Source organism: Amaricoccus sp. (assembly GCF_036846665.1).
In the GTDB taxonomy this organism is placed as follows: Bacteria; Pseudomonadota; Alphaproteobacteria; order Rhodobacterales; family Rhodobacteraceae; genus Amaricoccus.
In genome coordinates, this window is the sequence record NZ_DAIUBO010000024.1 from 1 (window position 1) to 25742 (window position 25742).

24 protein-coding genes and 1 riboswitch are annotated in these 25742 nt (G+C 70.9%); of the genes, 15 read left to right on the forward strand and 9 right to left on the reverse strand.

What is annotated here, in order from left to right; all coding sequences use genetic code 11:
- Positions 1-132 precede the first annotated feature (132 nt).
- From V7050_RS03975 to V7050_RS03995, 5 genes are all read left to right on the forward strand, one after another.
- The gene (locus V7050_RS03975; RefSeq protein ID WP_324367806.1) at positions 133-1023 is read left to right on the forward strand and encodes a siderophore ABC transporter substrate-binding protein; all 891 of its coding nucleotides are present in this window, start codon (positions 133-135) and stop codon (positions 1021-1023) included.
- Positions 1020-1973: an ABC transporter permease gene (locus tag V7050_RS03980; protein ID WP_324367808.1), complete on the forward strand. Its 954-nt coding sequence runs from the start codon at positions 1020-1022 to the stop codon at positions 1971-1973. The genes V7050_RS03975 and V7050_RS03980 overlap by 4 nt, the downstream gene beginning before the upstream one ends.
- Positions 1974-2022: 49 nt before the next feature.
- The gene (locus V7050_RS03985; RefSeq protein WP_442885303.1) at positions 2023-2907 is read left to right on the forward strand and encodes an iron chelate uptake ABC transporter family permease subunit; all 885 of its coding nucleotides are present in this window, start codon (positions 2023-2025) and stop codon (positions 2905-2907) included.
- Entirely contained in the window at positions 2904-3674 is a 771-nt protein-coding gene (locus V7050_RS03990) for an iron ABC transporter ATP-binding protein (protein ID WP_324367812.1), read from the forward strand. The genes V7050_RS03985 and V7050_RS03990 overlap by 4 nt, the downstream gene beginning before the upstream one ends.
- A gap of 161 nt (positions 3675-3835) precedes the next feature.
- The gene (locus V7050_RS03995) at positions 3836-6073 is read left to right on the forward strand and encodes a TonB-dependent siderophore receptor (RefSeq protein ID WP_324367814.1); all 2238 of its coding nucleotides are present in this window, start codon (positions 3836-3838) and stop codon (positions 6071-6073) included.
- Between the two features lie 80 nt (positions 6074-6153).
- On the opposite strand, the gene V7050_RS04000 is transcribed toward V7050_RS03995, so the two are convergent.
- Positions 6154-6666: a hypothetical protein gene (locus V7050_RS04000; RefSeq protein WP_324373667.1), complete on the reverse strand. Its 513-nt coding sequence runs from the start codon at positions 6664-6666 to the stop codon at positions 6154-6156.
- Positions 6667-6977: 311 nt separating this feature from the next.
- Between V7050_RS04000 and V7050_RS04005 the strand changes: the two genes are divergently transcribed.
- The 7 genes from V7050_RS04005 to V7050_RS04035 all read left to right on the forward strand — a co-directional run bounded on the left by V7050_RS04005 (position 6978) and on the right by V7050_RS04035 (position 15656).
- The gene (locus V7050_RS04005) at positions 6978-8987 is read left to right on the forward strand and encodes a TonB-dependent receptor domain-containing protein (RefSeq protein WP_324367818.1); all 2010 of its coding nucleotides are present in this window, start codon (positions 6978-6980) and stop codon (positions 8985-8987) included.
- 2 nt (positions 8988-8989) lie between these two features.
- The gene (locus tag V7050_RS04010) at positions 8990-9850 is read left to right on the forward strand and encodes an alpha/beta hydrolase (protein WP_324367820.1); all 861 of its coding nucleotides are present in this window, start codon (positions 8990-8992) and stop codon (positions 9848-9850) included.
- Between the two features lie 272 nt (positions 9851-10122).
- Positions 10123-10327: riboswitch (cobalamin riboswitch) on the forward strand.
- 140 nt (positions 10328-10467) lie between these two features.
- Positions 10468-12414, forward strand: coding sequence for a TonB-dependent receptor plug domain-containing protein (locus tag V7050_RS04015; protein ID WP_324367822.1), 1947 nt, complete (start codon positions 10468-10470; stop codon positions 12412-12414).
- 2 nt (positions 12415-12416) lie between these two features.
- On the forward strand, positions 12417-13247 hold the full coding sequence (locus V7050_RS04020) for an ABC transporter substrate-binding protein (protein WP_324367824.1): 831 nt from the start codon (positions 12417-12419) through the stop codon (positions 13245-13247).
- The gene (locus V7050_RS04025) at positions 13247-14236 is read left to right on the forward strand and encodes a FecCD family ABC transporter permease (RefSeq protein WP_324373671.1); all 990 of its coding nucleotides are present in this window, start codon (positions 13247-13249) and stop codon (positions 14234-14236) included. Before V7050_RS04020 ends, V7050_RS04025 begins: the two co-directional genes overlap by 1 nt.
- A complete protein-coding gene (locus V7050_RS04030) occupies positions 14233-14991 on the forward strand; it encodes an ABC transporter ATP-binding protein (protein ID WP_324368927.1) in 759 nt (252 codons plus the stop codon). The genes V7050_RS04025 and V7050_RS04030 overlap by 4 nt, the downstream gene beginning before the upstream one ends.
- Entirely contained in the window at positions 14988-15656 is a 669-nt protein-coding gene (locus V7050_RS04035; RefSeq protein WP_324368925.1) for an adenosylcobinamide amidohydrolase, read from the forward strand. The genes V7050_RS04030 and V7050_RS04035 overlap by 4 nt, the downstream gene beginning before the upstream one ends.
- Positions 15657-15853: 197 nt before the next feature.
- Here V7050_RS04035 and hemP read toward each other — a convergent pair whose 3' ends face one another.
- Together hemP and V7050_RS04045 are read right to left on the reverse strand one after the other, a co-directional pair.
- Positions 15854-15985, reverse strand: a complete 132-nt coding sequence (gene hemP / locus V7050_RS04040) for a hemin uptake protein HemP (protein ID WP_324368931.1) — start codon at positions 15983-15985, stop codon at positions 15854-15856.
- Positions 15986-16017: 32 nt separating this feature from the next.
- Positions 16018-16176: a hypothetical protein gene (locus V7050_RS04045; RefSeq protein ID WP_324368923.1), complete on the reverse strand. Its 159-nt coding sequence runs from the start codon at positions 16174-16176 to the stop codon at positions 16018-16020.
- 805 nt (positions 16177-16981) lie between these two features.
- Between V7050_RS04045 and zigA the strand changes: the two genes are divergently transcribed.
- Together zigA and V7050_RS04055 are read left to right on the forward strand one after the other, a co-directional pair.
- Entirely contained in the window at positions 16982-18199 is a 1218-nt protein-coding gene (gene zigA, locus V7050_RS04050; RefSeq protein ID WP_324368921.1) for a zinc metallochaperone GTPase ZigA, read from the forward strand.
- On the forward strand, positions 18196-18585 hold the full coding sequence (locus V7050_RS04055) for a DUF6525 family protein (RefSeq protein ID WP_324368919.1): 390 nt from the start codon (positions 18196-18198) through the stop codon (positions 18583-18585). The genes zigA and V7050_RS04055 overlap by 4 nt, the downstream gene beginning before the upstream one ends.
- Here the strand turns inward: V7050_RS04055 and V7050_RS04060 are convergent.
- Entirely contained in the window at positions 18540-19088 is a 549-nt protein-coding gene (locus tag V7050_RS04060; RefSeq protein ID WP_324368918.1) for a c-type cytochrome, read from the reverse strand. The two genes, V7050_RS04055 and V7050_RS04060, sit on opposite strands and share 46 nt — an antisense overlap.
- A 217-nt stretch (positions 19089-19305) precedes the next feature.
- On the opposite strand from V7050_RS04060, the gene V7050_RS04065 reads away from it, so the two are divergent.
- Positions 19306-20415, forward strand: a complete 1110-nt coding sequence (locus V7050_RS04065; protein ID WP_324368916.1) for a hypothetical protein — start codon at positions 19306-19308, stop codon at positions 20413-20415.
- Between the two features lie 88 nt (positions 20416-20503).
- Here the strand turns inward: V7050_RS04065 and V7050_RS04070 are convergent, their stop codons facing one another.
- From V7050_RS04070 to V7050_RS04090, 5 genes are all read right to left on the reverse strand, one after another.
- Complete coding sequence (locus tag V7050_RS04070) at positions 20504-21616, reverse strand: alpha/beta hydrolase (RefSeq protein WP_324368914.1); 1113 nt, start codon at positions 21614-21616, stop codon at positions 20504-20506.
- A 244-nt stretch (positions 21617-21860) separates the two neighbouring features.
- Positions 21861-22997 (reverse strand): ABC transporter permease, encoded by a 1137-nt coding sequence (locus tag V7050_RS04075; protein WP_324368912.1) that lies wholly within the window; start codon positions 22995-22997, stop codon positions 21861-21863.
- Complete coding sequence (locus tag V7050_RS04080; RefSeq protein WP_324368910.1) at positions 22994-23917, reverse strand: ABC transporter ATP-binding protein; 924 nt, start codon at positions 23915-23917, stop codon at positions 22994-22996. The genes V7050_RS04075 and V7050_RS04080 overlap by 4 nt, the downstream gene beginning before the upstream one ends.
- 9 nt (positions 23918-23926) lie before the next feature.
- A complete protein-coding gene (locus V7050_RS04085; RefSeq protein WP_324373666.1) occupies positions 23927-24877 on the reverse strand; it encodes an HlyD family secretion protein in 951 nt (316 codons plus the stop codon).
- Complete coding sequence (locus V7050_RS04090) at positions 24874-25545, reverse strand: CerR family C-terminal domain-containing protein (protein ID WP_324370682.1); 672 nt, start codon at positions 25543-25545, stop codon at positions 24874-24876. The genes V7050_RS04085 and V7050_RS04090 overlap by 4 nt, the downstream gene beginning before the upstream one ends.
- Between the last annotated feature and the right edge of the window lie 197 nt (positions 25546-25742).

The window sequence follows — 25742 nt, forward strand, 5'->3', positions numbered from 1 at the left end:
GGCGGGGGGGGTAGTTTCCCCGTTTAGGGGGGTTATCGGGCCGCGCGCCCCCCGCCGCCCCTAGATGCGGCGCACGCGTCGCAGAGCCAGGCCTCCCGCCGAGCCATGCAGGTCTTCGAGGGGAACAACATCATGGCTCTACGTGCTACGCTCGCGCTCGTGCTCCTGGCCGGAGCGGCGGCCGCCGATCCGGTGACCATCGAGACGGCCCGCGGGCCGGTCGAGGTGGAGCGGCCGCAGCGGGTCGTCGTCTTCGACATCGCGGCTCTCGACACCATCGACGCGCTGGGAATCGTCCCGGTCGGGGTGCCGACGCCGCTCTATGTTTCCTATCTCGCGCATCTCGAGGATGCGGCCGCGCCGGTCGGCACGCTGTTCGAGCCGGATTTCGAGGCGGTGGCCGCGCTCGAGCCGGATCTGATCGTCGCCGGCGGGCGATCGTCGGCCCAGGTGGCGGCGCTGGAGAAAATCGCGCCGACCATCGACATGACGATCGAATGGGAGGGCTCGCTCGCCGAATCGGCCAAGGCGCGGCTCGATGCCTATGGAAGGCTCTTCGGCAAGGAGGCGGAGGCCGCGGATCTCGCCGCCGGGCTCGACGAGACCCTCGCCGGCGCGCGGGCGGCGGCGGCCGGAAAGGGCGATGCGCTGATCCTGATGACCGACGGGCCGAAGGTCTCGGCCTTCGGCCCCGGCTCGCGCTTCGGCTGGCTCCACGAGGACCTCGGGCTGCCGGCGGCGGTCGAGGACGTCGAGGCGGCGACCCATGGCGAGGCGATCTCGTTCGAATTCGTGCAGAAGGCCGATCCGGACTGGCTGATCATCGTCGACCGGGCCGCGGCGATCGGCGAGACGGCCGAGGCGGCGCGGCAGACGCTCGACAATCCGCTGGTCGCCGGCACCAGGGCCTGGCAGGCCGACCAGCTCGCCTTCCTCGATGCGCCGAGCATCTACATCGCCAGCGGCGGCATCCGCTCGCTGACCGGCCTCCTCGACCAGGTCGCGGACGCCTTCGGGGAATGAGCCGTGCGGCCGTCGCCGCCGCCGGGCTTGCCGGGCTCGCGCTCCTGAGCCTCACGATCGGCGTCGGCGACTTCGACGCCTTCGACCTGACCTCGGACAGGGCCTCGCAGCGCCTGCTCTGGGTCAGCCGCCTGCCCCGGACGCTCGCCGTGCTCCTGACCGGCGCCTCGATGGCGACGGCCGGGGTGATCATGCAGGTGATCGCGCGCAACCGCTTCGTGGAGCCGACCACGGCGGGCACCGGCCAGGGCGCGGCGCTCGGGCTGCTGGCGGTGACGCTGTTCGCCCCGGCGACGCCGCTCTTCCTGCGCATGGCGGCGGCGAGCCTCGCCGCGCTCGCCTCGACCGCGGTGTTCCTGGTCATCGTCCGCCGGCTGCCGCCGACCCAGCCGCTTCTGGTGCCGCTGGTCGGGCTCGTCTACGGCGGCGTGCTCGGCGCGGCGGAGACCTTCATCGCCTATCAGGCGGATCTGCTGCAATATCTCGCGGTCTGGCTGAACGGCGAGTTCTCCGGCGTCCTGGCCGGGCGATACGAACTGCTCTGGGTCTCGGGAGCGGTGGCGGCGCTCGCCTATCTGGTGGCCGACCGGTTCACCATCGCGAGCCTGGGACGCGACGCGAGCCTGGGGCTCGGGCTGAACTATCGCCGCATCGTCGGGCTCGGCCTGGCCATGGTGGCGATCATCACCGCGCTCGTCGTCGTGACCGTCGGCATGATCCCCTTCGTCGGCCTCGTCGTTCCGAACCTCGTCAGCCGCGTGATGGGCGACAATCTGCGCCGGACCCTGCCCTGGGTGGCGCTGACCGGGGCGGGACTCGTGCTGGTCTGCGACATCCTGGGCCGGCTGATCCGCTACCCCTACGAGATCCCGGTCGGCACCGTCTTCGGCGTCGTCGGCTCGGTGCTCTTCCTCTACCTGCTGCTGCACGAGCCGCGCCGTGCCGCGTGACCGGCTGCTGGTGCTCGCCGCGCTGCTGGCGCTGGCCGCGCTCGCCTTCATGACCCTCGGGGCGAAGGGGAGCTGGAGCTTCCTGCTGCCGTTCCGCGGCCTGCGCCTCGCGGCGCTCGCGCTGGTGGGCGCGGCCGTCGGCGTCGCGACCGTGTTGTTCCAGACCGTCACCGGCAACCGCATCCTCACCCCCTCGATCATGGGGTTCGACGCGCTCTACGTGCTGCTGCAGACGGCGCTGGTCTTTCTGCTCGGCGGCCTCGGCTACGCCATGCTCGACGCGCGGCCGAAGTTCCTTGCCGAGACCGGGCTGATGATGCTGGCCTCGGCGTCCCTGCTCGGGCTCCTGCTCGGTCGCGGACGGCACGACCTGCACCGGATGCTGCTCGTCGGCGTGATCTTCGGCACGCTCTTCCGCAGCCTCGCCGCCTTTCTCCAGCGCCTGATGGATCCGAATGCCTTCGCCGTCCTGCAGGGCGCCAGCTTCGCGAGCTTCGGCAGCGTGGAGACCGATCTCCTCGCCCTCGCGGCGCTGCTCGCGGGCGCCGGCGGCGCGGCCACCTGGCGCCTGCGCCACGCGCTCGACGTGGTGGCGCTCGGCCGTGCGCCGGCCATCGGACTCGGGGTCGGATACGACGCCATCGGGCGTTTCACGCTGCTGATCGTCGCGCTGCTCGTCTCGGTGTCGACGGCCCTCGTCGGGCCGGTCGCCTTCTTCGGGCTGATCGTGGCGAGCCTCGCGCATCTCGTGGTCCGTTCGCCGCACCACGCGCATCTGCTGCCCGCCGCCGCGCTGATCGGCGCGACCATCCTCGTGGCCGGCCAGACGCTCTTCGAGCGCGTGCTCGGGCTTCAGTCGACGCTGAGCGTCGTCATCGAATTCGCCGGCGGCCTGCTGTTCCTGGCGCTGCTCCTGCGGGCTCGGCCGACGTGATCGAGATCGACCGCGTCAGCCACGGCTTTGGCCGCAGCCCGGTCCTGCGGGACGTGTCGCTCCGCATCCCGAAGGGCGGCATCACCGCGCTGATCGGGCCGAACGGCGCCGGCAAGTCCACGCTGCTGTCGCTGATGGCCCGGCTGATCCCGCTGCAGGCCGGCAGGATCGCCTTCGACGGGCTCGACGTCAGCCGCACGCCCTCGAACGAGCTGGCGCTGAAGCTCGCGGTGCTGCGCCAGGACACCGCGATCGCCACCCGCCTGACCGTGCGCGACCTCGTCACCTTCGGCCGCTACCCGCGGTCGGGCGGACGGCCGGGGCCGGAGGACCACGCGGCGGTCGGCCGCGCCCTCGCCGAATTCGACCTCGGATCCCTCGCCGGCCGCTTCCTCGACGAGCTCTCCGGGGGCCAGCGCCAGCGCGCCTTCGTCGCCATGACCTTCGCGCAGGCCGCCGACTACCTGCTGCTCGACGAGCCGCTCAACAGCCTCGATCTCACCTATGCCCGGGCGCTGATGCACCGCCTGCGCTCCCTCGCCGACGACCACGGCCGCACCGTCGTCGTCGTTCTGCACGACATCAACTACGCCGCCGCCTGGGCCGATCGCATCGTCGCGCTGCGCGAGGGTGCCGTGGTGGCCGAAGGCACGCCCGCGGAGGTCATCCGCCCCGATCACCTGCGGTCCATCTACGGCGTCCGGATTTCCGTGATCCGCCATGGGGACGCGCCGCTGGCGCTGCACCACCTGGCCGATCCCGGCTGATGCCGGCCGCGGTCCCGGCCGGCGCCGCGATGCGGCATTTCGGCAACGTCCGACCCGGCACCGCCGGGCCGCTGCTGGACCGGATGTCACGATTTCCCTAACGGTCGACTCGACGAGCCAGCCCCCCGCCAGCCGGTCGTAAACCATGGGTGGGGTCGAGAATGTCTCAACGCATCGCGGGATTCGCGGTATCGGGGCCCGCTCTGGCCGCGCTCCTCGGCACGACGGTCTGGGCGGCCGCCTGGCAGCCGCTCGCCGCCCAGGAAGCGGCGGGGGCCGAAGCCGGGGAGGGAGCGTCCGCGGAGGAGGAAGCCCTCGCATCGAGCGAAGCGGCGTTCGTCCTCGACACGCTCCAGGTCACCGCGGCGCCGGGCACGACCACGGAGGATTCCGGGTCCTGGACCACCGAATGGATGCGCTCGGCGACAGGCATGCCCCTGAGCCAGAAGGAAACGCCGCAGTCGACGAGCGTGATCACCGACGCCCAGATAAGGGCGCGCGACATCACCTCGATCGGGGAGGCGCTCGACACGGCGACCGGCATCACCGTGCAGGCCTACGAATCGGACCGGGTGAACTTCTACTCGCGCGGGTTCGAGATCGACAGCTACCAGTTCGACGGCGTGCCGGTGGCGCGCGAGGACGGCTGGCAGTTCGACGACGCCAATGTGGACATGGCGATCTACGACCATGTCGAGATCGTGCGCGGCGCCACCGGCCTGATGCAGGGCGCGGGCGAGCCGGGCGCCTCGATCAACCTGATCCGCAAGCGCCCGACCGACTTCCTGCGGCGCGAGGCCGCGGTGCTCCTCGGCTATCCCGAGGCGGTGCGCGGCGAGATCGACATCTCCGGACCGCTGAACGCCGACGGCACGGTGCGCGGCCGGCTGATCGGCGCGGCGGAAACCCGCGACGGCTGGATCGACCACTACGAGAAGACCCGTGCCATCGGATACGGCGCGATCGAGGTCGACCTGACCGAGCGGACGCTGCTCGCCGCCGGCATCAGCCACCAGCAGACCGACAGCAACGGCGTGACCTGGGCCGGGCTGCCGCCGTGGGACAGCGATCTCGCGCTCATCGACTGGCCCCGGGGGGCGACCAGCGCCGCGCCCTGGACCCGGCTCGAGACCGGCCGCACCGAGGCCTTCGCCGCCCTCGAGCATCTCTTCGACAACGGCTGGACCGGGCGGCTGACCTACACCCGTCTGGCCACCGACTTCGATTCGACGCTGCTCTATCTCTACGGCCTTCCCGACCACGATACCGGCATCGGCGTGGAACCCTATCCCGACCGCTACACCGGCGACGGGACGCAGGATTCGCTGAATGCCGTGCTGAACGGCGACTTCGAGGCGATCGGGCGGATGCACGACTTCGTGCTGGGCGCGTTCGGCTCGAAGGCCGACAGCGACCAGCAGGGCTACCCGATCGTCGGCGACATCGCGCCGATCGGCAGTTTCTTCGACTGGGACGGCTCCTACCCGGAGCCGGAATGGGGTTCGGAGCCGGACCGCTTCTGGACGAACGACGTCACGCAGATCGGCCTCTACGGCGCGCTGCGCTTCCGTGCCACCGACGCGCTGTCGCTGATCGGCGGGGCGCGCCTGAACTGGTGGGACGGCAGGCAGACCGATCCCTATTCCCTCGCGCCGTTCGAGTATGATTACAGCGGCATCGTGACGCCCTATGTCGGCGCGACCTACGACGTCAACGAGACCTGGTCGGTCTACGGAAGCATCACGAGCATCTACGAGCCGCAGCTGTTCCAGGACCTGGATCGCAACTACCTCGACCCGACCTACGGCTACAACTACGAGCTGGGCGCCAAGGCGGGTCTGATGGATGGCGCCCTCTACGCCGCGGCGGCGGTGTTCTGGACCGAGCAGAGGGACGTGGCGAACTACCTCTACACCATCGAGGCGGAGGATCGCAGCGTCTACGAATCGATCGAGGGGACCACGACGCGCGGCTTCGAGCTGGAGATGGCGGGAGCGATCAACGAGCGCTGGAACGTCTCGGGCGGCTTCACCTATCGCTATTCCGAGGACCGGGACGGCAACGAGCTCTTCACCGATCAGCCGCGCAACACGCTGAAGCTCGCGACCGACTACCGGATCCCCGGCATTCTCGACGACCGGCTGACGGTCGGCGGGGCGATGCGCTGGCAGAGCCAGACCGACAGCATTCCCTGGGAGGGCGACCTGCCGAACATCGTCCAGGATCCTTACGCGATCTTCGACGTGAGCGGCCGCTACGACATCAGCGACGACATCGCCCTGCAGCTGAACGTGACCAACGTACTGGACGAGAAATACTACCGCACCACCGGCTTCTACGACACGGTGGTCTACGGCGACGGCCTGGGCGCGGAACTCTCCCTGCGCGCACGCTTCTGACCGGCAAAGCGGCCTCCCGGCACCTGTGTCGCCGGGAGGCCGGTGGCGCCGTGTGCAGGTCCGGGTCCGGAGCGCCGCCCTCAGCGCAGGGTGATCGACACGTTCGGGTAGTTCGAGACCGGATAGGCCGGTCCGTAGAGTCCCCACCCGCCCCAGCCGTATGGCGGCCGCCACGGATAGGGACCCGGATAGCCCCAGCCGCCGGGATAGCTGCGCCAGAAGGTGTCGATATCCGCCCGGCCCGCGCCGGCCAGTTCGCCGGCGCGGCAGGCGAATTCGAGCTCCGGCGACTGCGGCCCGAAGTTCGGCAGGACGAGAACGGACGGCGTGACGAGTTCCGTCTCATAGAGGCTCGATCTGACGGCGCAGTTTGCGCCGAGGACCTCCTGGCGCTCCCCGGCCTCGTCTTCGAGGAAGGTCCGGACCGTGAGCCGCGCTTCGCCCTGCACGGCCTGGAACCGCGCTCCGGGCACCACGACCTGACGCTCGACCGGAACGCCCGAGGCGCAGCCCGCCAGCATCAGCCCCAGCAGGATTCCCAGCGCAGCGCCACCGCTCCGGCCGCCCTCCGACAAAGCATGGCCTCTGCTCATCCGCTCCTCCCTGCGCGGTTCAGTATCGCTCAGGACCGCCGGCGGCGCCCAACACGTGCGCGTTACCTCCGGAGCCCGCCGCAGCGGCATCGACCGCATCCGCTTCTCCTTCGGAAGGCCCGGCCGCGACCGATCGCACTTGTCAGATTGACCATCCCAGGGGCATGTCGCAAGGGTTCGAGCAAACTTGACGAAATGAATCAGGAACGATAACGGGCGTGCGGCGAAGCGCCGTCGCGCTTCGACGGACCAAGCCAGCCACCTCGTTCCGAGACCGCCAGCGATCATCTTCACTGCGAGGGACGCTGGACATGATTCTGACACTGCGGCGCCGGAAGGCGCTTGGATTGCTGTTGGCCGGGGCGGCCGCGGTGGCGCCGGGCACGGCCGCCCGCGCCCAGGAGGAAAGCTTCGTTCTCGACCAGCTCGTGGTCACCGCGACCGGCGGGGTGTCCGACCTGCGCGACGCTCCCGCGAGCGTCAGCGTGGTGACGGCCGAGGACATCGCGCAGACGCCCGCGACCAACGTGGCCGAGGTGCTTTCCCGGGTCGAGGGCATCACCATCAACCGCGTCGGCAACCAGGAACAGGTGCAGATGCGCGGCCTGCCCGAGCGCTACACGCTGTTCCTGATCGACGGCAAGCGGGTCGACAGCGCGCCGAACCTCTTCCGCGGCAATGCCTTCGACTCGGGCTGGGTGCCGCTCGACGCCATCGAGCGCATCGAGGTGGTGCGCGGCCCGATGTCCTCGCTCTACGGCTCGGATGCGATCGGCGGCGTCATCAACATCATCACCAAGCCGGTCTCGAACGAATGGCACGGCTCGCTGACCGCGGACTACACGCTGCAACAGGACCGCGACGCCGGCGACACCTGGAGCACCGGCTTCTTCCTGACCGGGCCGATCGTCGAGGACAGGCTCGGCTTCAAGCTCTACGGCAACGTCACCCATCGCGACGCCAGCAGCGACGACTACAACCCCGCGCCGGGCGAGGATTGGGCGGTCGATCCCTGGCCGGGATTCGCCGAACAGGACGACCGCTTCATCCACGGCACGCTGAGCTGGGCACCGAACGTGCAGAACACCGTCGACCTCGACCTCGGCTACGAGCGTCGCGTCGAGGGCGATTTCCCGATGAAGCGCTTCGACTACGGGCTCACCCATTACGGCGACTACGACTTCGGCACCACCGAGCTGCGGCTCTACGGCGACCAGATCGACAACGAATACGGCCATGGCAACGTCGCGGGGGTCGACCAGCCGAACACCGCCTACAACCGCGGCGCCGAGGGCCGGGTGGTGCTGCCGATCGAGGGATCGCTGCCGCAGACGCTGACCCTCGGGGCCGAATACCGCTACCAGCAGATCGACGACGACTACGTGCTGACCGGCGACGGCACCTCGTCCATGTGGCAGGCGGCGGTCTATTTCGAGGACGAGGTCGCCTTCGGCAACGATTTCCTGCTGACCCTCGGCACCCGCGTGGACAACAACGAGAAGTTCGGCGACCACTGGAGCCCGCGTGTCTACGGCGTCTACAACGTCACCGAATCCCTGACGATCAAGGGCGGCTGGGCGCAGGCCTTCAAGGCACCGACCCTGCTCGAGAGCAGCCCGAACTGGGACCAGATCTCCTGCGGCGGCGGCTGCTTCCTGCGCGGCAGCGAGGATCTCGATCCCGAGACCGGCAACAATTACGAGATCGGCGCGGTCTTCGAGCAGGGGCCGCTGGCGCTGACCGGAACGATCTTCCGCAACGACCTCGACGACATGATCCAGTTCCCGCCGGCCCGCACCGGCGACCCGGCGGTCGCGCCGACCTTCGACAACTTCGTCGGCTTCACCTCGGACGGGATCCCGATCTTCGGCTACGAGAACATCGAATCCGCCCGCACCCAGGGCCTCGAGGCGGCCGCGCGCTACGACGTCACCGACAGCGTGACGCTCCGGGCCAATTACACCTATCTCGACGCGACCAATACCAGCGGCGGCCTCGACGTGCCGCTGGCCTACAACCCCGAGCATTCGGGCCATCTCGCCGTCGAATGGCAGGCGACGACGGCGCTCTTCACCTCGGTGACGGTGAATTACGTCGGGGACCAGTACACCTACGTCCCGCAGGACGGCAACATGGCGAATGCCGTCGATGCCGACGCCTATACGACCGCCGACCTGATGGCGAGCTACGACTTCGGCGAGAACCTCACCCTCCAGGGCGGCATCCTCAACCTCTTCGACGAGACGATCGAGCGCGAGGTCGCCGACGACTTCAACGTCGAGGGGCGGCGGTTCTACGTGTCGCTGACCGGGCGGTTCTGACCATGCGGGGCGGCGTCCTTCTCGCGGCGGCCCTGGTCGCGGCCATGCCGGCGGCGGCCGATCCGGTCGTCGTCCCGAATTCCGAGAGCTTCGTGATGACCGCCGCCGAGACCGGGCGCCGCTATCGCATCCTCCTCGCCCGGCCGCTGCTGCCGGCGCCGGAGGCGGGCTATCCGGTGCTCTATTTCCTCGACGGCAACGCGACCTTCCAGACCGCCGCCGAGGCGATGCGGCTGCAGACCCGCCCGCCGAAGGGCTTCGAGCCGGCGGCGGTGGTGGCGATCGGCTACGAGACGGACGAGCCCTTCGACACCGCGCGGCGCTATTTCGACTATACGACGCCGGCCGATCCCTCGGCCCTGCCGAAGCGCGGGAACGGTGCGCCCTTCCCGGAGCTCGGCGGGGCGGATGCCTTCCTCGACTTCATCGCGGACGAGCTGATGCCGGAGATCGGCCGCCGGCTGCCCACCGATCCGGCGCGGGCGACGCTCTTCGGCCATTCGCTCGGCGGCTATTTCACGCTGCACGCCTTCCTGACGCGCCCGACGCTCTTCGCGACCTGGGTCGCCGGCAGCCCGTCGGTCTGGTGGAACGGGGAGGAGATCCTCGCGCGCGCCGAGGCCTTCGACCCGGCCGCGGCCGATCTCGAGGGACGCAGTCTCTTCATCGGGGTCGGGGCCGAGGAGCTGCCGGACATGGTGGTGGGTGCCGGGCGCATGGCCGAGATCCTCGCCCCCCTCTCCGAGCGCGGGCTCTCGGTCTCGCACCAGGCCTTCGCGGGTTCGGAGCATATCACGGTCCTGCCGTCGCTGATCAGCCGGAGCTTCTCGCTCGCGCTCCAGGCGCCGGCCGACATCCGCTAGGCATCTTCGGCGGCCGCCCGGCAACCGCCGACGCGGCGGAAAGGGTAGGGGCCGGCACCCCTCCCGACACAGGCGGCCACCCGGTCGCTGCCTGGGACGGGAGCGCCTCGCGCGGCCTTCTCCCGTTCCCGGGGTTCGGCCCCGGGCTCAGGGATCGGTCGGTCGGTCGGGCCGCTGGCATGGGATCGGGGCCGCAACGGCAGGGATGCCATATCGCGCTCGCTGGCGGAGGCTCCGCCGCAGTTAATGCTTGGCAGGGCCGGGCCTGCCGCCCTAAATGCCTCCGTTCTGGTTCGGGCGGCATGCCGCCCGACAAAAGGGAACACGGTGAGGCGCCTCGTGCCGATTCCGTGACTGCCCCCGCAACTGTAAGCGGCGAGCGGGCCCGATGATGCCACTGCGGGACATGTCCTGCGGGAAGGCCGGTGCCTGCGACGACCCGCAAGTCAGGAGACCTGCCAGAACGGATCACCCGGTTCCCATGCGGGGTGCATGGCGGACGGCGGACTCTCCGCAGTGGTGGCGCATGCAACCGTCTGCGGATCGGGCCGGCCCCGTCCAACGACATCGAGAAGGTCACCGGAGCGGCCCATGCCGCCCGATCTACGGGGTTCGAGATGAGACATTCCTTTCCGGCCGTCGGCGCCTTGGTGCTGGCCGCAGGCTCCGCCGTCGCCCAGGACAGCGCACCGCTCCGGCTCGACGAGATCATCGTCGGCGGCGGCCTGACGCCCATCGAGGCCGAACGCTACGGCCGTGCCGTCACCGTGGTGACCGGTCAGGACCTGCAGGAACGCCAGATCCGCCATGCCGCCGAAGCGCTGCGCGCGCTGCCGGGCGTGGCGGTGAGCCAGAGTGGCGGCACCGGCACCTTCACCCAGGTTCGCATCCGCGGCGCCGAGGGCAATCACACGCTGGTACTGGTCGACGGCGTGGAAGTCTCGAACCCGGCGAGCGGCGAATACGACTTCGCCAACCTGCTGACCGACGACATCGCGCGGATCGAGGTGCTGCGCGGCCCGCAATCCTCGGTCTTCGGCTCCAACGCCATCGGCGGGGTGATCAACATCATCACCGAGGGCGCCGCCGAGCCCGGCTTCGCCGGCAATGCCGAGGCCGAGCTCGGCACCCAGCAGAGCGGCGGCGGCCGCCTGTCGCTGCGCTATGGCGGCGAACGCGGGCAGGTCTCGGTCTCCGCGGCGCGGCGGGTGACCGACGGCTACGACATCTCCGGCAGCGGGGGCGAGGACGACGGCGACGCCAACACGACGCTGAACGCCCGCGGCGCGTTCTTCGTGAACGACGACATCACCCTGGGCGCCACCCTGCGCTACGTGCACCGGACCTCGGATTACGACCAGTCCAACTGGGGCGCGGCCACAATCGACGACCTGGTGACCGATGGCGACCTCGAGACCGAGGTCAGGGATTTCTTCGGCTCCGCCTTCGCCACGATCGACGCCGTCGAGGGCCGGTTCCGCAGCGAGGTCACCTTCTACTCGGGCACCATGGACACGGTCGATACCGATCAGGGCGCCGCGACCTCGGACACCACCGCCACGAGGTCGCGGCTCGCCTATCGCGGCACCGTGGCGCTCGACGGCTTCGACGTCGACAGCTCCGCCCAGATCCTCAGCTTCCTGGTCGAGGGCAAGGAGGAGACCTTCCGGAACAACGAGCCGTCGCTGGTCTTCGATTCCGCGATGCTCGACGAGCAGAGGCGGAGGCTCTACGGCTACGTGCTGGAATACCGCGGCAGCTTCCTCGACGATGCCTTCACCCTGCAGGCGACCGGGCGGCACGACGACAACGACGGCGATTTCGCGAACACCGACACCTGGTCGGTCGGGCTCTCCTACCTGCTGCCGAACGCCACCACGCGATTCCATGCCTCGGCAGGAACCGGCGTCCAGAATCCGACCATGTACGAGCAGTTCGGCTACAACCCCGGCACCTGGATCGGCAATCCCGACCTGGAGCCGGAGGAGAGCATCGGCTGGGACATCGGAGTCGAGCAGCGGTTCCTGGGCGACCGGGCGGTGGTCAACGCCACCTATTTCCGGTCCGAGCTGACCAACGAGATCTCCAGCACCTACGATCCGGCCACCGGCGAATCGACCCCCTACAACGAGGACGGCACCAGCGACCGCAACGGCGTCGAGGTCTCGGCGGAATTCGCATTCGACAACGGCCTGACGCTCGGTGCCGACTTCACCTGGCTCGATGCCACCGACCCGGACGGTGCGGTCGAGGTGCGGCGGCCGAAGAACGAACTGGGCCTGCGCGCCTACTACCGGCTCCCCGACGACAGGACGCTTCTCGGGGCCGACCTGCGCTATGTCAACGGCAACTGGGACTTCGACTATACCACCCCGTCCTTCGGCGCCGACCGGGTGGAACTCGACGACTACACCCTGGTCAACGTCACGGCCCAGCACCAGTTGAGCGATCGGCTGCTGCTGACCGCGCGCATCGACAACCTGTTCGACGAGCAATACCAGGAAATCCTGGGCTACGATGCGCCGGGCCGGACCTTCTATGCCGGCGTGGCGGCGAATTTCTGACCATGCGCCACCCGCTCCGCCTTGTCCTCGCCATGAGCCTCGCCCTTGCCGGGCCGGGTCAGGCGGCGCCGCAGCGGGTGGTGTCGATCAACCTCTGTACCGACCAGCTCGCGATGATGCTGGCCGCGCCCGGGCAACTCCTTTCGGTCTCCTACCTCGCGCAGGACCCGCGCAGCTCGGCGATGGCGGAGGAGGCGCTGGCCTGGCCGGCGAACCACGGGCTGGCCGAGGAGATCTTCCTGCTCGACCCCGATCTGGTCGTCGCCGGCAGCTTCACCGCCCGGGCCACGGTCTCGATGCTGCGCCGGCTGGGCATTCCCGTGGTGACCATGACGCCCGCCCGTTCGCTGGACGAGGTGCGCGACCGGATCGCCGAGATGGGAGGGCTGCTCGGCCGCGAGGAAGCCGCCGCGATGCTGGTCACCGAATTCGATGCCGGCCTCGCGGCGCTGTCGGAGACGGTCGCCGATCCGCCGCGAGCCGCGATCTATGCCGCCCGCGGCTATGCCTCCGGGCCGGCGAGCCTGTCGGGGGCGATCCTGGAGGCGGCCGGCTTCGCCAATGTGGCCGAGGAGGTCGGCCTGTCGGTCGGCGGCGTCCTGCCGCTGGAGCAGCTGGTGATGCTCGACCCCGACCTGGTGGTGCTGCCGCAGCCCTGGCCCGGCGCCTCGCGTGCCGAGGAGGTGCTCAGCCACCCCGCGCTGCTGGCCCTGCAGGAACGCGCCGGAACCGCGCCGCTGACCGACCGCGACTGGGTCTGCGGCACGCCCCATGTGCTGCGCGCCATCGCCGGGCTGGCCGAGGCGCGAAAGGAGCTGCCCGAATCGCCATGATCCCCTACCGCTGGCTCCTCGCCGGGCTCGCGACCCTGGTCGCGGCGCTCTTCCTCGCCTCGCTGCTCGTGGGGCCGGCCGGGATTTCGCCGGGCCAGGGCTTCCGCGCGCTGGTCCTCGGCGACGGTGGGCCGATGACGCTTGTGATGCGCGAGATCCGGCTGCCGCGGGCATTGCTCGGCATCCTGGTGGGGGCGAGCCTCGGGCTCTCGGGCGCGGCGATGCAGGGCTACCTGCGCAACCCGCTGGCCGAGCCCGGCCTGCTCGGGGTCTCGGGCTCGGCGGCGCTCGGTGCCGTGCTGGCGATCCAGACCGGGCTGGCCGCGGCCTTCGCGCTGGCGGTGCCGCTGGCGGCGCTTGCCGGCGGGGGCGTCGCGGTGGCGCTGCTGCTCCTGCTCGCCGGTCCGCGCGGCGGCTCGCTCACGCTGATCCTCGCCGGCATCGCGGTCTCGGCGCTGGCGGGCGCGCTGATCTCGCTGGTGCTCAACCTTTCGCCCGACCCCTTCGCCGCCTCCGAGATCGTCTTCTGGATGCTGGGATCACTGGCCGACCGCTCCTTCCTGCATGTGGCGCTGGCCACGCCCTTCGTGGCGCTCGGCGCGGCGCTGCTCCTGCCCCTGGGGCGCAGGCTCGACACGCTGACGCTGGGCGAGGATGCGGCCGAAGCGCTCGGCACCCGGCTCGGCCGGCTCCGGCTGATGCTGGTCGCCGGCGTCGCCGCCATGGTCGGCGCGGCCACGGCGGTGGCCGGCGCGGTCGGCTTCGTCGGCCTCGTGGTGCCGCACCTGCTGCGCGGCGCGGTCGGGGCGCGTCCCGGCCGCCTGCTCGCCGCCTCGGCGCTCGGCGGCGCGGCGATGGTCCTGGCCGCGGATATCGCGGTGCGGCTGATCCTGCCCGGGAGCGACCTGAAGCTCGGCGTGCTCACCGCCATCGTCGGCGCGCCGCTCTTCCTGCATCTGGTCTACCGGACCCGGAGGGACCTGGCATGACCCTGCTCTCCATCGAGGGGCTCACGGTGCTGCGGGGCCGGTGTCCCGCGGTCGATGCGGTTTCCGTCTCCATCGCTCCGGGCGAGGTGGTGGGGCTCATCGGCCCGAACGGGGCCGGCAAGACGACGCTGATGCGCGGCGCGCTCGGGCTGCTGCCGCATCGCGGCCGCTCGTCTCTGGCAGAACTGCCCCCGGCCGCCCGCGCCCGCCACGCGGCCTGGCTGCCGCAGGCGCGAGAGATCGCCTGGCCCGTCACGGTCGGGACCGTCGTGGCGCTCGGCCGGATGCCCTACGAGGCGCGCGGCGCCGCGGCCGATGCCGTGGCCGTCACCCGCGCGATCGACCGGATGGACCTCGGCGCCTTCCGCGACCGCATCGCCACGCAGCTCTCGGGCGGCGAGCAGGCCCGGGTGCTGCTGGCCCGCGCGCTAGCCCAGGAGACGCCGCTGCTGCTGGCGGACGAGCCCATCGCGGGGCTCGATCCGGCGCATCAGATCGCCACCATGGACGTCTTCAAGGATCTCGCCGCCGCCGGGCGGAGCGTGGTGGTCTCGCTCCACGATCTCGGCCTCGCGGCGCGCTTCTGCAGCCGGCTGGTGATGATGCGGGCCGGCCGGATCGTGGCCGATGGCGCGCCCGCCGAGATCCTCTCGCCCGAGCGCTTGGCCGATGTCTTCGGCATCACCGTCTGGCGCGAGGCGGCGCCCGAGGGCTTGCTCCTGCTGCCCATCGCCCGCGCGGGGGCGGGGCGGTGAAGCTCCTCCACACCGCCCCCTGGCTGATCGCCGATCTGGGCGCGCCGCGGCGGGTGCTCAGCTGGACGCTGAACCGGCCCGGCTTCGTCGCCGCCCGGCGGATCGTCATCCGCGAGGTGCGCAACCGCGATCTGCCCCGGGACCTGGACGCCGCGCTCTGGCTGGGTCGCGAACTGGTCGCGACGGGGCTCGCCGATGCCCCGGCACTCCTGACCTCGCGCGACATCTCGGCCTTCGAGTGCCGTTCCGCGCAGGCCGGCGACGTGATGGTGCACTGCCTTGCCACGGTGGGCCTCTCCAATGCCGAGCGCGTCGGTCACCGGCAGAGCTTCGACCCGGCCCGATGGGGCACGATCAACATGGTTCTGGATTGTTCCGCCGGGCTGACCAGGGCGGCGCAGATCGAGGCGCTGACCATCGCGGTCCAGGCCCGCACCGCAGCGGTGATCGATGCCGGCTTCGCCCTGCCCGAAGGGCCGGCCACCGGCACGGGCACCGATTGCATCGCGCTCGCCGCGCCGCCGGGCCGCACCGCCTTTGCCGGGCTTCACACCGATGCGGGCGAATCACTCGGCCGGGCGGCCTATGATGCCGTGGCCGCCGGTGCCGCCCGCTGGATCGACACCCGCGCCGGCCTTGCACGAGATCCCCATGCCCGGTCCTGAAGGCGTCCCGACCGAGCGCCTGCCCGAATGCCGCCGTCCCTGGCGAAGCCCGGCGAGACCGACGCGGCGGATGCCAGGCACGCTTGCGCGGCGGTGCGCCGCATCCGGCTCCCGCATTCCCGACCGCGCACGAGGCTCACGCAGCGCAGGCCTCGCGGCATCCCGGGACGTCGCCCTTTCGCCGCGCGGCGCGGCATCTACTTGGTAAGTATGAGCTTGTTCTGCCGGGTGATCCGGAGCGTGTAGATCTGCCCGTCGAGCTCGATCCGCGCCACACCGTCCGGATCGGTCAGCGCTTTCGCATCATAGCGCGGGGGCTCGCTGGGCATGTCCCGCGGCACAGGCGAGGGCTTGGCGTGGATCATTGGCTGCGTTCCGTTCGGTCAAGAAGCGCCTCGAGCGCGAAATCGGACGGAGGAGGGCAGTCGAGCGCCAGATGGATCAGTTCGAGAGCGTCTTCGCCGCCCGCCCCCGGACGGCGCTCCTCGTTCTCGTCTCGCTCTTCCCTGCCGTGGCGCATCGCAAAGCTTCCGTGTCCCTGAAGTAAGGATCCGGGCTCTCCTGCGAAGGCACAGGATGGCTGGGGTCGGGAAATATCTGACTGAATAACTCGGGTAATGTCAATATCCCAGCGACGGGCCGCGTCCCGCTCGCCCTGCGAGCCTCCGGGGCCAGCGCGGATCCCCATCGGTCCGCATCCCCTCCACCGGCCATCCGAGCCTCCCCCGGCGCAGGATCCGCCATGCGCAAAGCGTCGGGATGACGGCACGCGCCGAGCCTCCGGCCCCGCATTCGCGAGCGCCTCCGGGACAGAAGCGCGCCGGCGTCATCCACCGGCGAGGCGCAGGCTGCCGGTCGGTGCCGATGGACTCGCATCCCGGGCATATACCGCGCCGAGGACCCTTGTCCGAGCGATGCGTTATGCTGTAACGAGTCGCGGAACTGTTATACTGTAACGATTCGATCTCATGTCGACACGCCTCCCGGCAACGAAGGAAACGGGGAACGCCGGCTTCGCTTCGCCGCATCGGACATGGGCAGGGAAAGGAACACGATGCGCCCCGAGGCAACGACGGCCGCTGTTCTGGCGGTCACCGCTGCAGCTGCCAGCGCCGCGGAGGTCACGGTCGGGTGGCTCTTCCTCCCGCATGATGCGCAAGCCGGGCCACCGTGGCCGCCCCCCGGAGCGGCCGCATTCCCGATGGATGCCAAAGAGAAGCTGCGTGAGATGAAAGCGCACTGACCACGACCAGCGGTCCACCCTTGCCGCCCGATTGATCGGGTCGGTCATCTCCCTTTGCACACTCACCCAACCAGGGCCCGCCATGCTCGAAACAGCCGAACCCTTCGACCGCCTCCCCGTCACCGTGCTCTCGGGCTTCCTCGGCGCCGGCAAGACCACGCTCCTCAACCGCATCCTGACCAACCGCGAGGGCCGCCGGGTCGCGGTCATCGTCAACGACATGTCCGAGGTGAACATCGACGCCGACCTCGTGCGCGCCGGCGGCGCCGAGCTCAGCCACACCGACGAGAAGCTCGTCGAGATGACGAACGGCTGCATCTGCTGCACCCTGCGCGACGACCTGCTCGCCGAGGTGCGCCGGCTCGCGGCCGAGGGTCGCTTCGACTATCTCGTCATCGAATCGACCGGCATCGCCGAGCCGCTGCCGGTCGCCGCGACCTTCGCCTTCCGCGACGCGGACGGCGAGAGCCTCTCGGACGTCGCCCGCCTCGACACCATGGTGACCGTGGTCGATGCGGTGAACCTGCTCGGCCAGTACGCGAGCCAGGACTTCCTCCGCGACACCGCCGAATCGCTCGGGGAAGACGACGAGCGCACCATCGTCAGCCTGCTCGTCGAGCAGATCGAGTTCGCCGATGTGGTCGTGCTCAACAAGGTCGGCGACGCCGGGCCGGTGCTCGCCGAGACCGCCCGCAAGATCGTCCGCAGCCTGAACGCCGATGCGCGGCTGATCGAGACCGACTTCGCCGACGTGCCGCTCTGGGAGGTGCTCGACACCGGCCGCTTCGACTTCGACCGCGCCCACGAGCATCCGCTCTGGGCCAAGGAGCTCTACGGCTTCGCCCATCACGTGCCCGAGACCGAGGAATACGGCATCTCCTCCTTCGTCTACCGGGCGCGGCGGCCGTTCCACCCGGCGCGGCTCCAGGCCGTGCTGACCGGCCCGCTGCCCGGCGTGATCCGCGCCAAGGGCCATTTCTGGATCGCGACCCGGCCCGATTGGGTCGGCGAGTTCAGCCTCGCCGGTGCGGTGGCGCAGACCTCCGGCCTCGGCCGCTGGTGGACCGCCGTGCCGCGGGACCGCTGGCCGCGCCATCCCGAGATGCTGGCGCAGGTCGAGGCGCAGTGGCATCCGAGCTTCGGCGACCGGCGGCAGGAACTGGTCTTCATCGGGACAGGGCTCGATCAGGCGGCGATCGCCGCGGCCCTGGACGCCTGCCTCGTGCCCGGCGAGGCCTTCGAGCCACATGCCTGGGCGCAACTGCCCGACCCGTTCCCGAATTGGGGCGCCGCTGCATGAGATCCGGCAACCTCGGCCGCACCGGCCTGCGCCGCCGGCGGCGCGACGGCTGCCCGATGGCGGATTACGACCGGCTGCCGGCCGACCTGCGCGTCTGGCTTGCCGCGGCGGCGCTGCCCTGGAGCCCGCGCTCGGTGGCCCGCGCCTTCGCCAAGGCACTCGCGCGACACCCTAGCGACCGCGCAGCCGCCCTCACCGAGCTCGACCGGCTCCAGGAACGCAGGCTGGCGACAGCCGCCGAGGGGATTCCTGCGGCATCCTCGGGACGGCTGGCCCCGGTGCCCGTCGAACGGCGTCCCGACCGGCGTCGAGCGCGGCCGCACGGGCAGGCCCTCATCCATCAGAGCGCGAGGAAATCGCGCACCGCGGCGTTCTGGCCCCTGTAGAGACGGTTGATCGCGTCGTTCTTCGCGCGAACCTCCTCGGGCCATGTCGACTTGATGTACGACAGGATGTCGATGATCTCCCGGTCGCTCAGGGTCTGTCCGAACTTCGGCATCGCGCCGTCCTCCAGCACGCGGCAGGTGGCATCGGACTGGCCGCTCTTGGTCAGCTGGATCAGGGCGTAATCCGGATGCTGCCAGCTGTGCCCGCTGGCATCGTGAGGCGCCGCGAGCGCGGGGGACGAACCCGAGCCCATCGTGCCTCCCAGACCGTGGGACGGCGCCGGCACGGCCGACGAAGCCCGGCTGCCCGCCGCCGGCTGGCCGTGACAGGCGGCGCAATGCGTGGCGTAGAGCGCCTGCCCCCGCGAGACGGCGGCGGTGTCGTCCCAGGCCAGCAGGGATGCGCCCTGCTCGTCCGGCAGGCGCGCGAGCAGGATGACCACGGCCAGGCCGATCGCCCCGCAGAGCGCGGCAGCCGCCAGGACAGGGATGCGTCCACCCATGCTGACCTCGCCAAAGGATCGGACCGAGCATACCCGCAGGGTCTCGGACAGGCCAGGCCGCCATCCTCCGGGCAGGCGCCGGGCCCATGCCGTTGGCGCGCCTGCCCGGGCCGTGCTCGCGATGCGCCGCGGCCGACAGATTGCCGCGACGCTGCCCGAGCCCTATGATCGGAGCGGGAGGGCGTGCAACCGGCAATCGGGAAACGGGAAGCACCAAGTGATCTGGAGACTTGCCGAACGCATCCGTCGCGCGAAGGCGGCGGCCGGCCTCGCCCTCGTCGCCGCAGCCACGCTTGCCGCGGGTCCGGCCGCCGCTTGCCTTGCCTGCATCACCCTGCCCGAAAGGACGATCGCCGACCGGCTGATCGAGGCGGATGTGGTGGCGCTCGCGCGGGAGGATCCGCGGCGGCCCTTCACCTATGCGCCGGTACGGCTCCTTCGGGGCAATTCGGCGCCACCGATTCCCTTGCTTGTCGACAGCGCCACGCGGCGCCGGCTCGAGGCCGCGCCATCCGATGCCGTGCTCATGGCACATTCACCCGAGGAGGGATGGATGGCGCTCGCCTATGCCGGGCCGCCCGTCCGGCGCATGGCCGAGGCGATCCTCGCCGCCGCCACCGCCTGGGAGCTCGACGACGGCACCGCGCGCTTCGCCTTCTTCGCCGAGCGCCACGACCATCCGGACCCGACCATCCGCCAACTCGCCCTGACCGAGCTCTCCGCCGCCCCCTATTCCCTGATCCGGACCCTCCGCCCGCGGGTATCGGGAGACGAGATCCGCCAAGTCCTGCGCGACCCGATGCGGACGGCATGGGCACCGATCCACATCCTCTTTCTCGGGCTCTCCGAGGACGCTCGGGACCGGAGGCTGGTGCGCAACGCCGTGGCCACCGCTGCCCGCCACGGCATCCGCAGCAATCTCGCCGCCTGGGCGACCGCCTATGGCGAGGTCGACGGGCTGCTCGCGATCGCGCGGCTGCGCGCGCTCTACGTTGACCAGAAGCCGCGCGACCCCGAGGCGCTGCGCGAGATCGTCATCGCCTTCTCGACCCTCGCGCAGGGTGGCGATCCGGCGCTGCGCCCCGGCATCGACGCCGCCTTCCGCTCCCTGGCGGCCAGCGGCCCGCCTGCGCTCGCCGCCGAGGCCGCCAGGGCGTTGACCTGGGCACAGGACTGGTCGCAGGTGGAGACCTTCGCGGATCTTCTCGCCTCGGGCACGCTCTCGGACCCCGCTGCGGCCTTCGTGATCTCCATCTATCTCGAGGCCGCGCAGGAAGCGGCCGCGCCCGCCGAGCCGCCCGGCAACTGGCGGCTCGAGCCGCGATAGCTCCCGCCCCAAGGCCGCCGGGCGGGGCGCCATGCCGCCATCGGCGGCCAGGGCCGCGCTCCCGCAGGGGGCAGGCGCTCGTCCGGCCTCACTCGCCGAAGATCCGGATCGGCACCTCGGCGAGCAGCTCGCCGAGACCGGGCGTCGTGGCGACGCCGAAGCGGCCGGCGCTGTTGAGGCCGGCGCCGATCAGCTGGACCACCTCCGGCGAGCCGGCGAACTTGGCGTGGCTGCCGGCGCTCGAATCGTCGATCTCGGAGAGGTCGATCACGGTGACGCCGAGGTTCTCCAGCTCCGCCGCATCCGCCGCCCCGACCCGCGGAACGCCTCCCGCGATCGCCCGCGAGACCCTGAGCGCGCCGTCGTCATGGGAGATCAGCAGGTACATCTTCTGGCGGAAGGAGACCGGCAGCCGGCCGATCTGGCTGCGGAACAGGTCGATGTCGATGTCCGGGGAGGCGAGCATCACCGTCTCGATGCGCCCCCCGGCATCCAGCCGGCCGGCATCCTGCGCATCGACGAAGCCTTCCATGGCGAGCAGGGTGCCCATGGAATGGGCGAAGATGTCGAAGCTGCCGGCCTCGGTCCGGGCGAGGATGCCGGCGACGTCCTTCAGCTTCGAGCGCGCGACCAGCGCGCTGTTGAGGTCGTAGACATAGCGCGGCGCCCGCGCGGCCGAGGCCCAGGTCAGCAGGACCGGCACCCCCGGAAAGCCGGTGTCGTGCACGAACTGGGTCAGCCGCAGGATCGCGTCGCTGGTCGTGTTGTTGTAGCCGTGGATGAAGAGCAGCAGCTGGCGCTGGCCCGCAGGGCGCCGCGCCAGCTCCCGGTCGATCGCGCGGATGAAGGCGGTCTCGCTGCCGTAGATGGCCGGGTCGACCACCGCGAACTCGCTGCGCGGGTCGGGCGGCAGCTGTTCGGGCCGCTCGAGATGCCCCGAGACATGGGTCGGCGGCACGGTGACGTCGACGGAGGCGAGCCCGAGATCGGGTGCGCGGCCGGCGCCGTAGAAAGCTCCGATCACCTCGGAGGCCGCGCGGGTCGACATGATGAACAGGCGGTGCTCGCGCGCTTCCGCGACCGATTCGGCCGGCACCTGCGGATTGTCGATGCCGACGAGCTCCGGCGGCCGGCCGCAGGCGGCGAGAACCGCGGCGAGCAGCATCGCAAGCAGGCGGGTGGTCGGACGCGCACGAGTCATGCGCCGATGATGTCGCAGCCGGCGCCGATGTAAAGCACCTAGCCGGCCATCCCGCCCCGGGGCCGAAGGCCCCCGGCCCGGTCGAGCGTAGCGACCGGCGGTGAAGCTGCACCCCTCGCCCTGCGGCTCGCACCGCCGGGGAAATGCTCCGCGGGCCGCGCGGGGCGCAGCCCGCGGGAGCGCGGCGTGGACGAGGCCGGCGCCTTCCGCGCCTTCGTGCTGCATGCGATCGACGCCACCGGTCTCAGTCCAGCGTCCGGCGAAAGCGCACCAGCGCGATGGCGGCATAGATCGCGACGAAGAGCGCGAGGATCACCATCTCGCGGTCGATGGCCGGGAGATCCGCGCCCTTCAGCATCACCGCCCGGATCGCCCGGATGAAATGGGTGAGCGGGAAGATCTCGCCCAGCGTCTGCGCCCAGCCGGGCATGCCGCGATAGGGGAACATGAAGCCCGAGAGCAAGAGCGACGGCAGGAAGAAGAAGAACGTCAGCTGCATCGCCTGCATCTGGGTGCGCGCGAAGCTCGAGATGGCATAGCCGAGCAGCACCAGCGCCAGCACGAAGAGAAAGACCGCCTGCATCAGCACGTCGAGCCGCCCGAGGAAGGGAACCGAGAAGAGCGTGCGCGCCGCCAGCAGCACCACCCCGACCTGCACCGCGCCCACCGCCAGATAGGGCAGGATCTTCGACAGCATCACCTCGGTGGAGGTCGCCGGCATCGCCAGCAGGTTCTCCATGGTGCCGCGCTCGGTCTCGCGGGTCAGCGCCATGGAGGTCATCATCACCATTGTCATCTGCAGGATCACCCCCAGGAGCCCCGGCACGATGTTGTATTGCGAGATCCCCTCGGGGTTGTAGCGCCGGTGCACCACCACCTCCAGCCGGCCCGCGGCGGCCTCGGCCGCCTGCGCCTCCTCGCCCTTGGCGCGCAGGAGCGCCTGCTCGGCGACGGTGCCGAGCGTCGAGATGGCGCCGCTCGACGAGGCCGGATCGGTGGCATCGGCCTCAACGAGGATCTGCGGCGCATCCCCGCGCACCACCCGCGCCCCGAAATCGGAAGGAATCGTCACCACGAAGGCCACGTCGCCCGCCCGGATCAGCGCCTCCGCCTCGGCGGCGCTGTCGGTGACATGGGTGAAGCGATAATAGCCCGTCAGCTCCAGCGCCGAGATCATCGCCCGGGAATACTGGTCGTGGCTCGCGCTCACCAGCGCCGCGGGCAGGGCCTTGGGATCGTTGTTGATGGCGAAGCCGAAGAGGATCAGCTGGATCAGCGGCACGCCGAGCATCATCGCGAAGGTGATGCGGTCCCGGCGCATCTGGATGAATTCCTTGGCGAGCAGCGCCCGCAGCCGCCGCAGGGAGACCGGCATCCTCATGCGACATTGTCCTCCGCCGAGCCCATGTAGCGGATGAAGACATCCTCGAGGCTGGTCTCGGAAGGCCGCACGGTGACGTCCCGGCCGGCGGCGGCGGCATCGAGCGCCTTGCGCAGGCCCGCGGCATCGGCGCCGACCACATGCAGCGCGGCGCCGAAGGCCGCGACCTGGTCGACGCCCCTTGCCGACCGCAGCGCCGCGCCCACCGCGCCGAGATCGGGCCCCGCGACCACATAGGTGGTCAGGCCGGCGCTGGCGATCACCTCGGCCACGGTGCCCTCCGCGATCAGCTTGCCATAGGCGATGTAGCTGATGCGGTGGCAGCGCTCGGCCTCGTCCATGTAATGGGTGGAGACGAGCACCGTCATGCCCCCCGCGGCCAGCCGGTGGATCTCGTCCCAGAACTCGCGCCGCGCCTTGGGATCGACCCCCGCCGTCGGCTCGTCGAGCAGCAGGAGCTGCGGCCCGTGCATGATGCAGGCCGCCAGCGCCAGCCGCTGCTTCCACCCGCCGGAGAGCTTTCCGGCGAGCTGCCTCCGCCGCGAGGTCAGCCCCAGCCCGTCGAGGGTCTCGCGCACCACCCGGCCCGGCGCACGCAGGCGGTAGAGGCCCGCGACCAGGTCGAGGTTCTCCTCGATGGTCAGATCCTCGTAGAGCGAGAACTTCTGCGTCATGTAGCCGACCTGGTCCTTGATCCGCCGGCTCTCGGTGGCGAGGTCGTGGCCGAGCACCTCGCCGCTGCCGCCGTCGAGATGCAGGAGCCCGCACATCATGCGGATCGTGGTGGTCTTGCCCGAGCCGTTCGGCCCGAGGAAGCCGACGATCTCGCCGCGCCGCACCCGGATCGACACGTCGTCCACCACGACGCGCGATCCGAACCGCTTGGTGAGGTGGCGCACGTCGATGACGTTCTCGGCCATGGCGGCGGCTCAGGGCGCTGCGGCCGAGACGTCGACGATCTGTCCCGGCCGCAGCAGCCGCGCCTCGGGGTCGAGCCGCGCCTCGATCCGGTAGACGAGCTTCTGGCGGTTCTCGACCGAATAGATCACCGGCGGGGTGAATTCCGGCCCGTCGGAGATGAAGGAGATCGTCGCGGTCAGCCCCTCCGGGCAGCCGTCGCAGTGCACCGCCAGCCGCTCGCCCAGGTCGAGCCCGGCAAGGCTCGCCTCGCCCAGGAAGGCGACGAGCTTGTAGCCCGCCTCCGGCAGGATCGAGACCACCGGCGCGCTCGGCCCGGCGAGCTCGCCCACCCGGCGGAAGACATCCGCGACCTCGCCCGCGACCGGCGCGTCGATGGTCCGCTTCTCGAGCCGCCAGGCGGCCTGGCGCTCGGCGGCCTCGGCGCCCCGCAGCCGGCTCTCGGCGGCGCGCAGCAGCCCCTCCCGCGCCGGCAGCCGGGCGACGCCGAGCTGCGCCTCGAGCTCGGCCACGGCGGTCGCGGCGACGTCGCGCTCCGCCACCGCGTGATCGAGCACCGAATCCGCGACGATGCCGCGCCGGGAGAGCTGGGTCTGGCGCTCCGCCTCGCGCTCCGCCTCGCGCAGCCGCACCCGCGCCGAATCGAGGCTGGCCTCGATCACCGCGATCTCCTCGGGCCGGCTGCCCTCGCGCAGGTTGGCGAGCTCCGCCTCCGCCTGGCCGCGCGCCGCCTCGGCCTCGACCAGCGCGATCTCGGCATCGGTGCTCTCCTGCCGCGCCACCAGCTGCCCGGCCGCGACCCGGTCGCCGGCACGCACGGCGACCTCGGTCAGCTCGGCGCTGGTGACCGGCGCGAGATGGACGTATTCCCCCTCCACATAGCCGACCGCGAGCGGCGCCTCCCCGGCACAGGCGCCGAAGAGCCCGCCGATCAGCGGCAGCGCACAGACGAAGGGGCTCATGCCGGATCCCCCCTGTCCGCGTCCCCCCTGTCCGCGTCGAGCCGCGCGCGGAGCGTCGCGGCGATCATCGCGGCGATCGCCCGGGCCTCGGGTGCCGCGATCCCGCTCCAGCCCATCCGGCGCGTCACCACCGGCCGACCGAGGTGGAAATAGACGATCTGGCCGATCATCCCGAAGACCGCGAGCTTGACGCCGGCGCTTTCCGCCTCGCGGCCCGTGGCGGCGGCCCAGAGCCGGCAGAGCCTGGGATGCAGCCGCGCGATCAGCCCGTCGTAGATGGCGTCGAGCGCCGGCGAAGGCTGGGCCATCTCGCGGATCATGAAGCCCGCGATCGCATGCGCCTCCGGGCGCAGCAGCAGGAAATGCACCATCCGCTCCGCGAGCCCTGTGAGCCGCGCCCGGGCGAGCGCGGGATCCGTCGCCTCCTCCTCCGGGGCATCCGCGGCCAGCACGGCGCCGAGCGTGGCGACCACATGCTCGGCGCAGGCGGTGCGAAGCCCTTCCTTGCCGCCGAAATGATAGGCGATCGAGGCGACATTGGTCTCGGCCAGCGCCGCGATCTCGCGCGTGCTCGTCGCCGCATAGCCCTTGGAGCCGAATCCGCGCAGACCGGCCTCGACGATCGCACGGCGAGTCTTCTCCGAAGCCTGACGGACCGGGGCGGCCATGGCATGTCCGATGCAGTTTTCAATCAAACGATTGATTACATAACTTTCGCCCGATGGCAAGAGGGAAGCGCCGGACGACGGTGTTCGCGGCGCAACCGCACCAGAGCGACCACATCCGTGGAGGCGGCCAGCTTCAGGCGCGCCCAGCACCACCATCCCGCCCGGCGGGCACCGCCGGGCAGCGCCCGCCCCGCCCC

Coding starts and splice junctions, on each gene's coding strand:
- V7050_RS03975 (WP_324367806.1), top strand. CDS start 133: ATGGCTCTACGTGCTACGCTCGCGCTCGTGCTCCTGGCCGGAGCGGCG.
- V7050_RS04055 (WP_324368919.1), top strand. CDS start 18,196: ATGAGATCCGGCAACCTCGGCCGCACCGGCCTGCGCCGCCGGCGGCGC.
- V7050_RS04085 (WP_324373666.1), bottom strand. CDS start 24,877: ATGAGCCCCTTCGTCTGTGCGCTGCCGCTGATCGGCGGGCTCTTCGGC.
- V7050_RS04090 (WP_324370682.1), bottom strand. CDS start 25,545: ATGGCCGCCCCGGTCCGTCAGGCTTCGGAGAAGACTCGCCGTGCGATC.
- V7050_RS04030 (WP_324368927.1), top strand. CDS start 14,233: ATGACCCTGCTCTCCATCGAGGGGCTCACGGTGCTGCGGGGCCGGTGT.
- zigA (WP_324368921.1), top strand. CDS start 16,982: ATGCTCGAAACAGCCGAACCCTTCGACCGCCTCCCCGTCACCGTGCTC.
- V7050_RS03995 (WP_324367814.1), top strand. CDS start 3,836: ATGTCTCAACGCATCGCGGGATTCGCGGTATCGGGGCCCGCTCTGGCC.
- V7050_RS04045 (WP_324368923.1), bottom strand. CDS start 16,176: ATGCGCCACGGCAGGGAAGAGCGAGACGAGAACGAGGAGCGCCGTCCG.
- V7050_RS03980 (WP_324367808.1), top strand. CDS start 1,020: ATGAGCCGTGCGGCCGTCGCCGCCGCCGGGCTTGCCGGGCTCGCGCTC.
- V7050_RS04020 (WP_324367824.1), top strand. CDS start 12,417: ATGCGCCACCCGCTCCGCCTTGTCCTCGCCATGAGCCTCGCCCTTGCC.
- V7050_RS04060 (WP_324368918.1), bottom strand. CDS start 19,088: ATGGGTGGACGCATCCCTGTCCTGGCGGCTGCCGCGCTCTGCGGGGCG.
- V7050_RS04070 (WP_324368914.1), bottom strand. CDS start 21,616: ATGACTCGTGCGCGTCCGACCACCCGCCTGCTTGCGATGCTGCTCGCC.
- V7050_RS04080 (WP_324368910.1), bottom strand. CDS start 23,917: ATGGCCGAGAACGTCATCGACGTGCGCCACCTCACCAAGCGGTTCGGA.
- V7050_RS04000 (WP_324373667.1), bottom strand. CDS start 6,666: ATGAGCAGAGGCCATGCTTTGTCGGAGGGCGGCCGGAGCGGTGGCGCT.
- V7050_RS04015 (WP_324367822.1), top strand. CDS start 10,468: ATGAGACATTCCTTTCCGGCCGTCGGCGCCTTGGTGCTGGCCGCAGGC.
- V7050_RS04005 (WP_324367818.1), top strand. CDS start 6,978: ATGATTCTGACACTGCGGCGCCGGAAGGCGCTTGGATTGCTGTTGGCC.
- V7050_RS04010 (WP_324367820.1), top strand. CDS start 8,990: ATGCGGGGCGGCGTCCTTCTCGCGGCGGCCCTGGTCGCGGCCATGCCG.
- hemP (WP_324368931.1), bottom strand. CDS start 15,985: ATGCCCAGCGAGCCCCCGCGCTATGATGCGAAAGCGCTGACCGATCCG.
- V7050_RS04075 (WP_324368912.1), bottom strand. CDS start 22,997: ATGAGGATGCCGGTCTCCCTGCGGCGGCTGCGGGCGCTGCTCGCCAAG.
- V7050_RS03985 (WP_442885303.1), top strand. CDS start 2,023: ATGACCCTCGGGGCGAAGGGGAGCTGGAGCTTCCTGCTGCCGTTCCGC.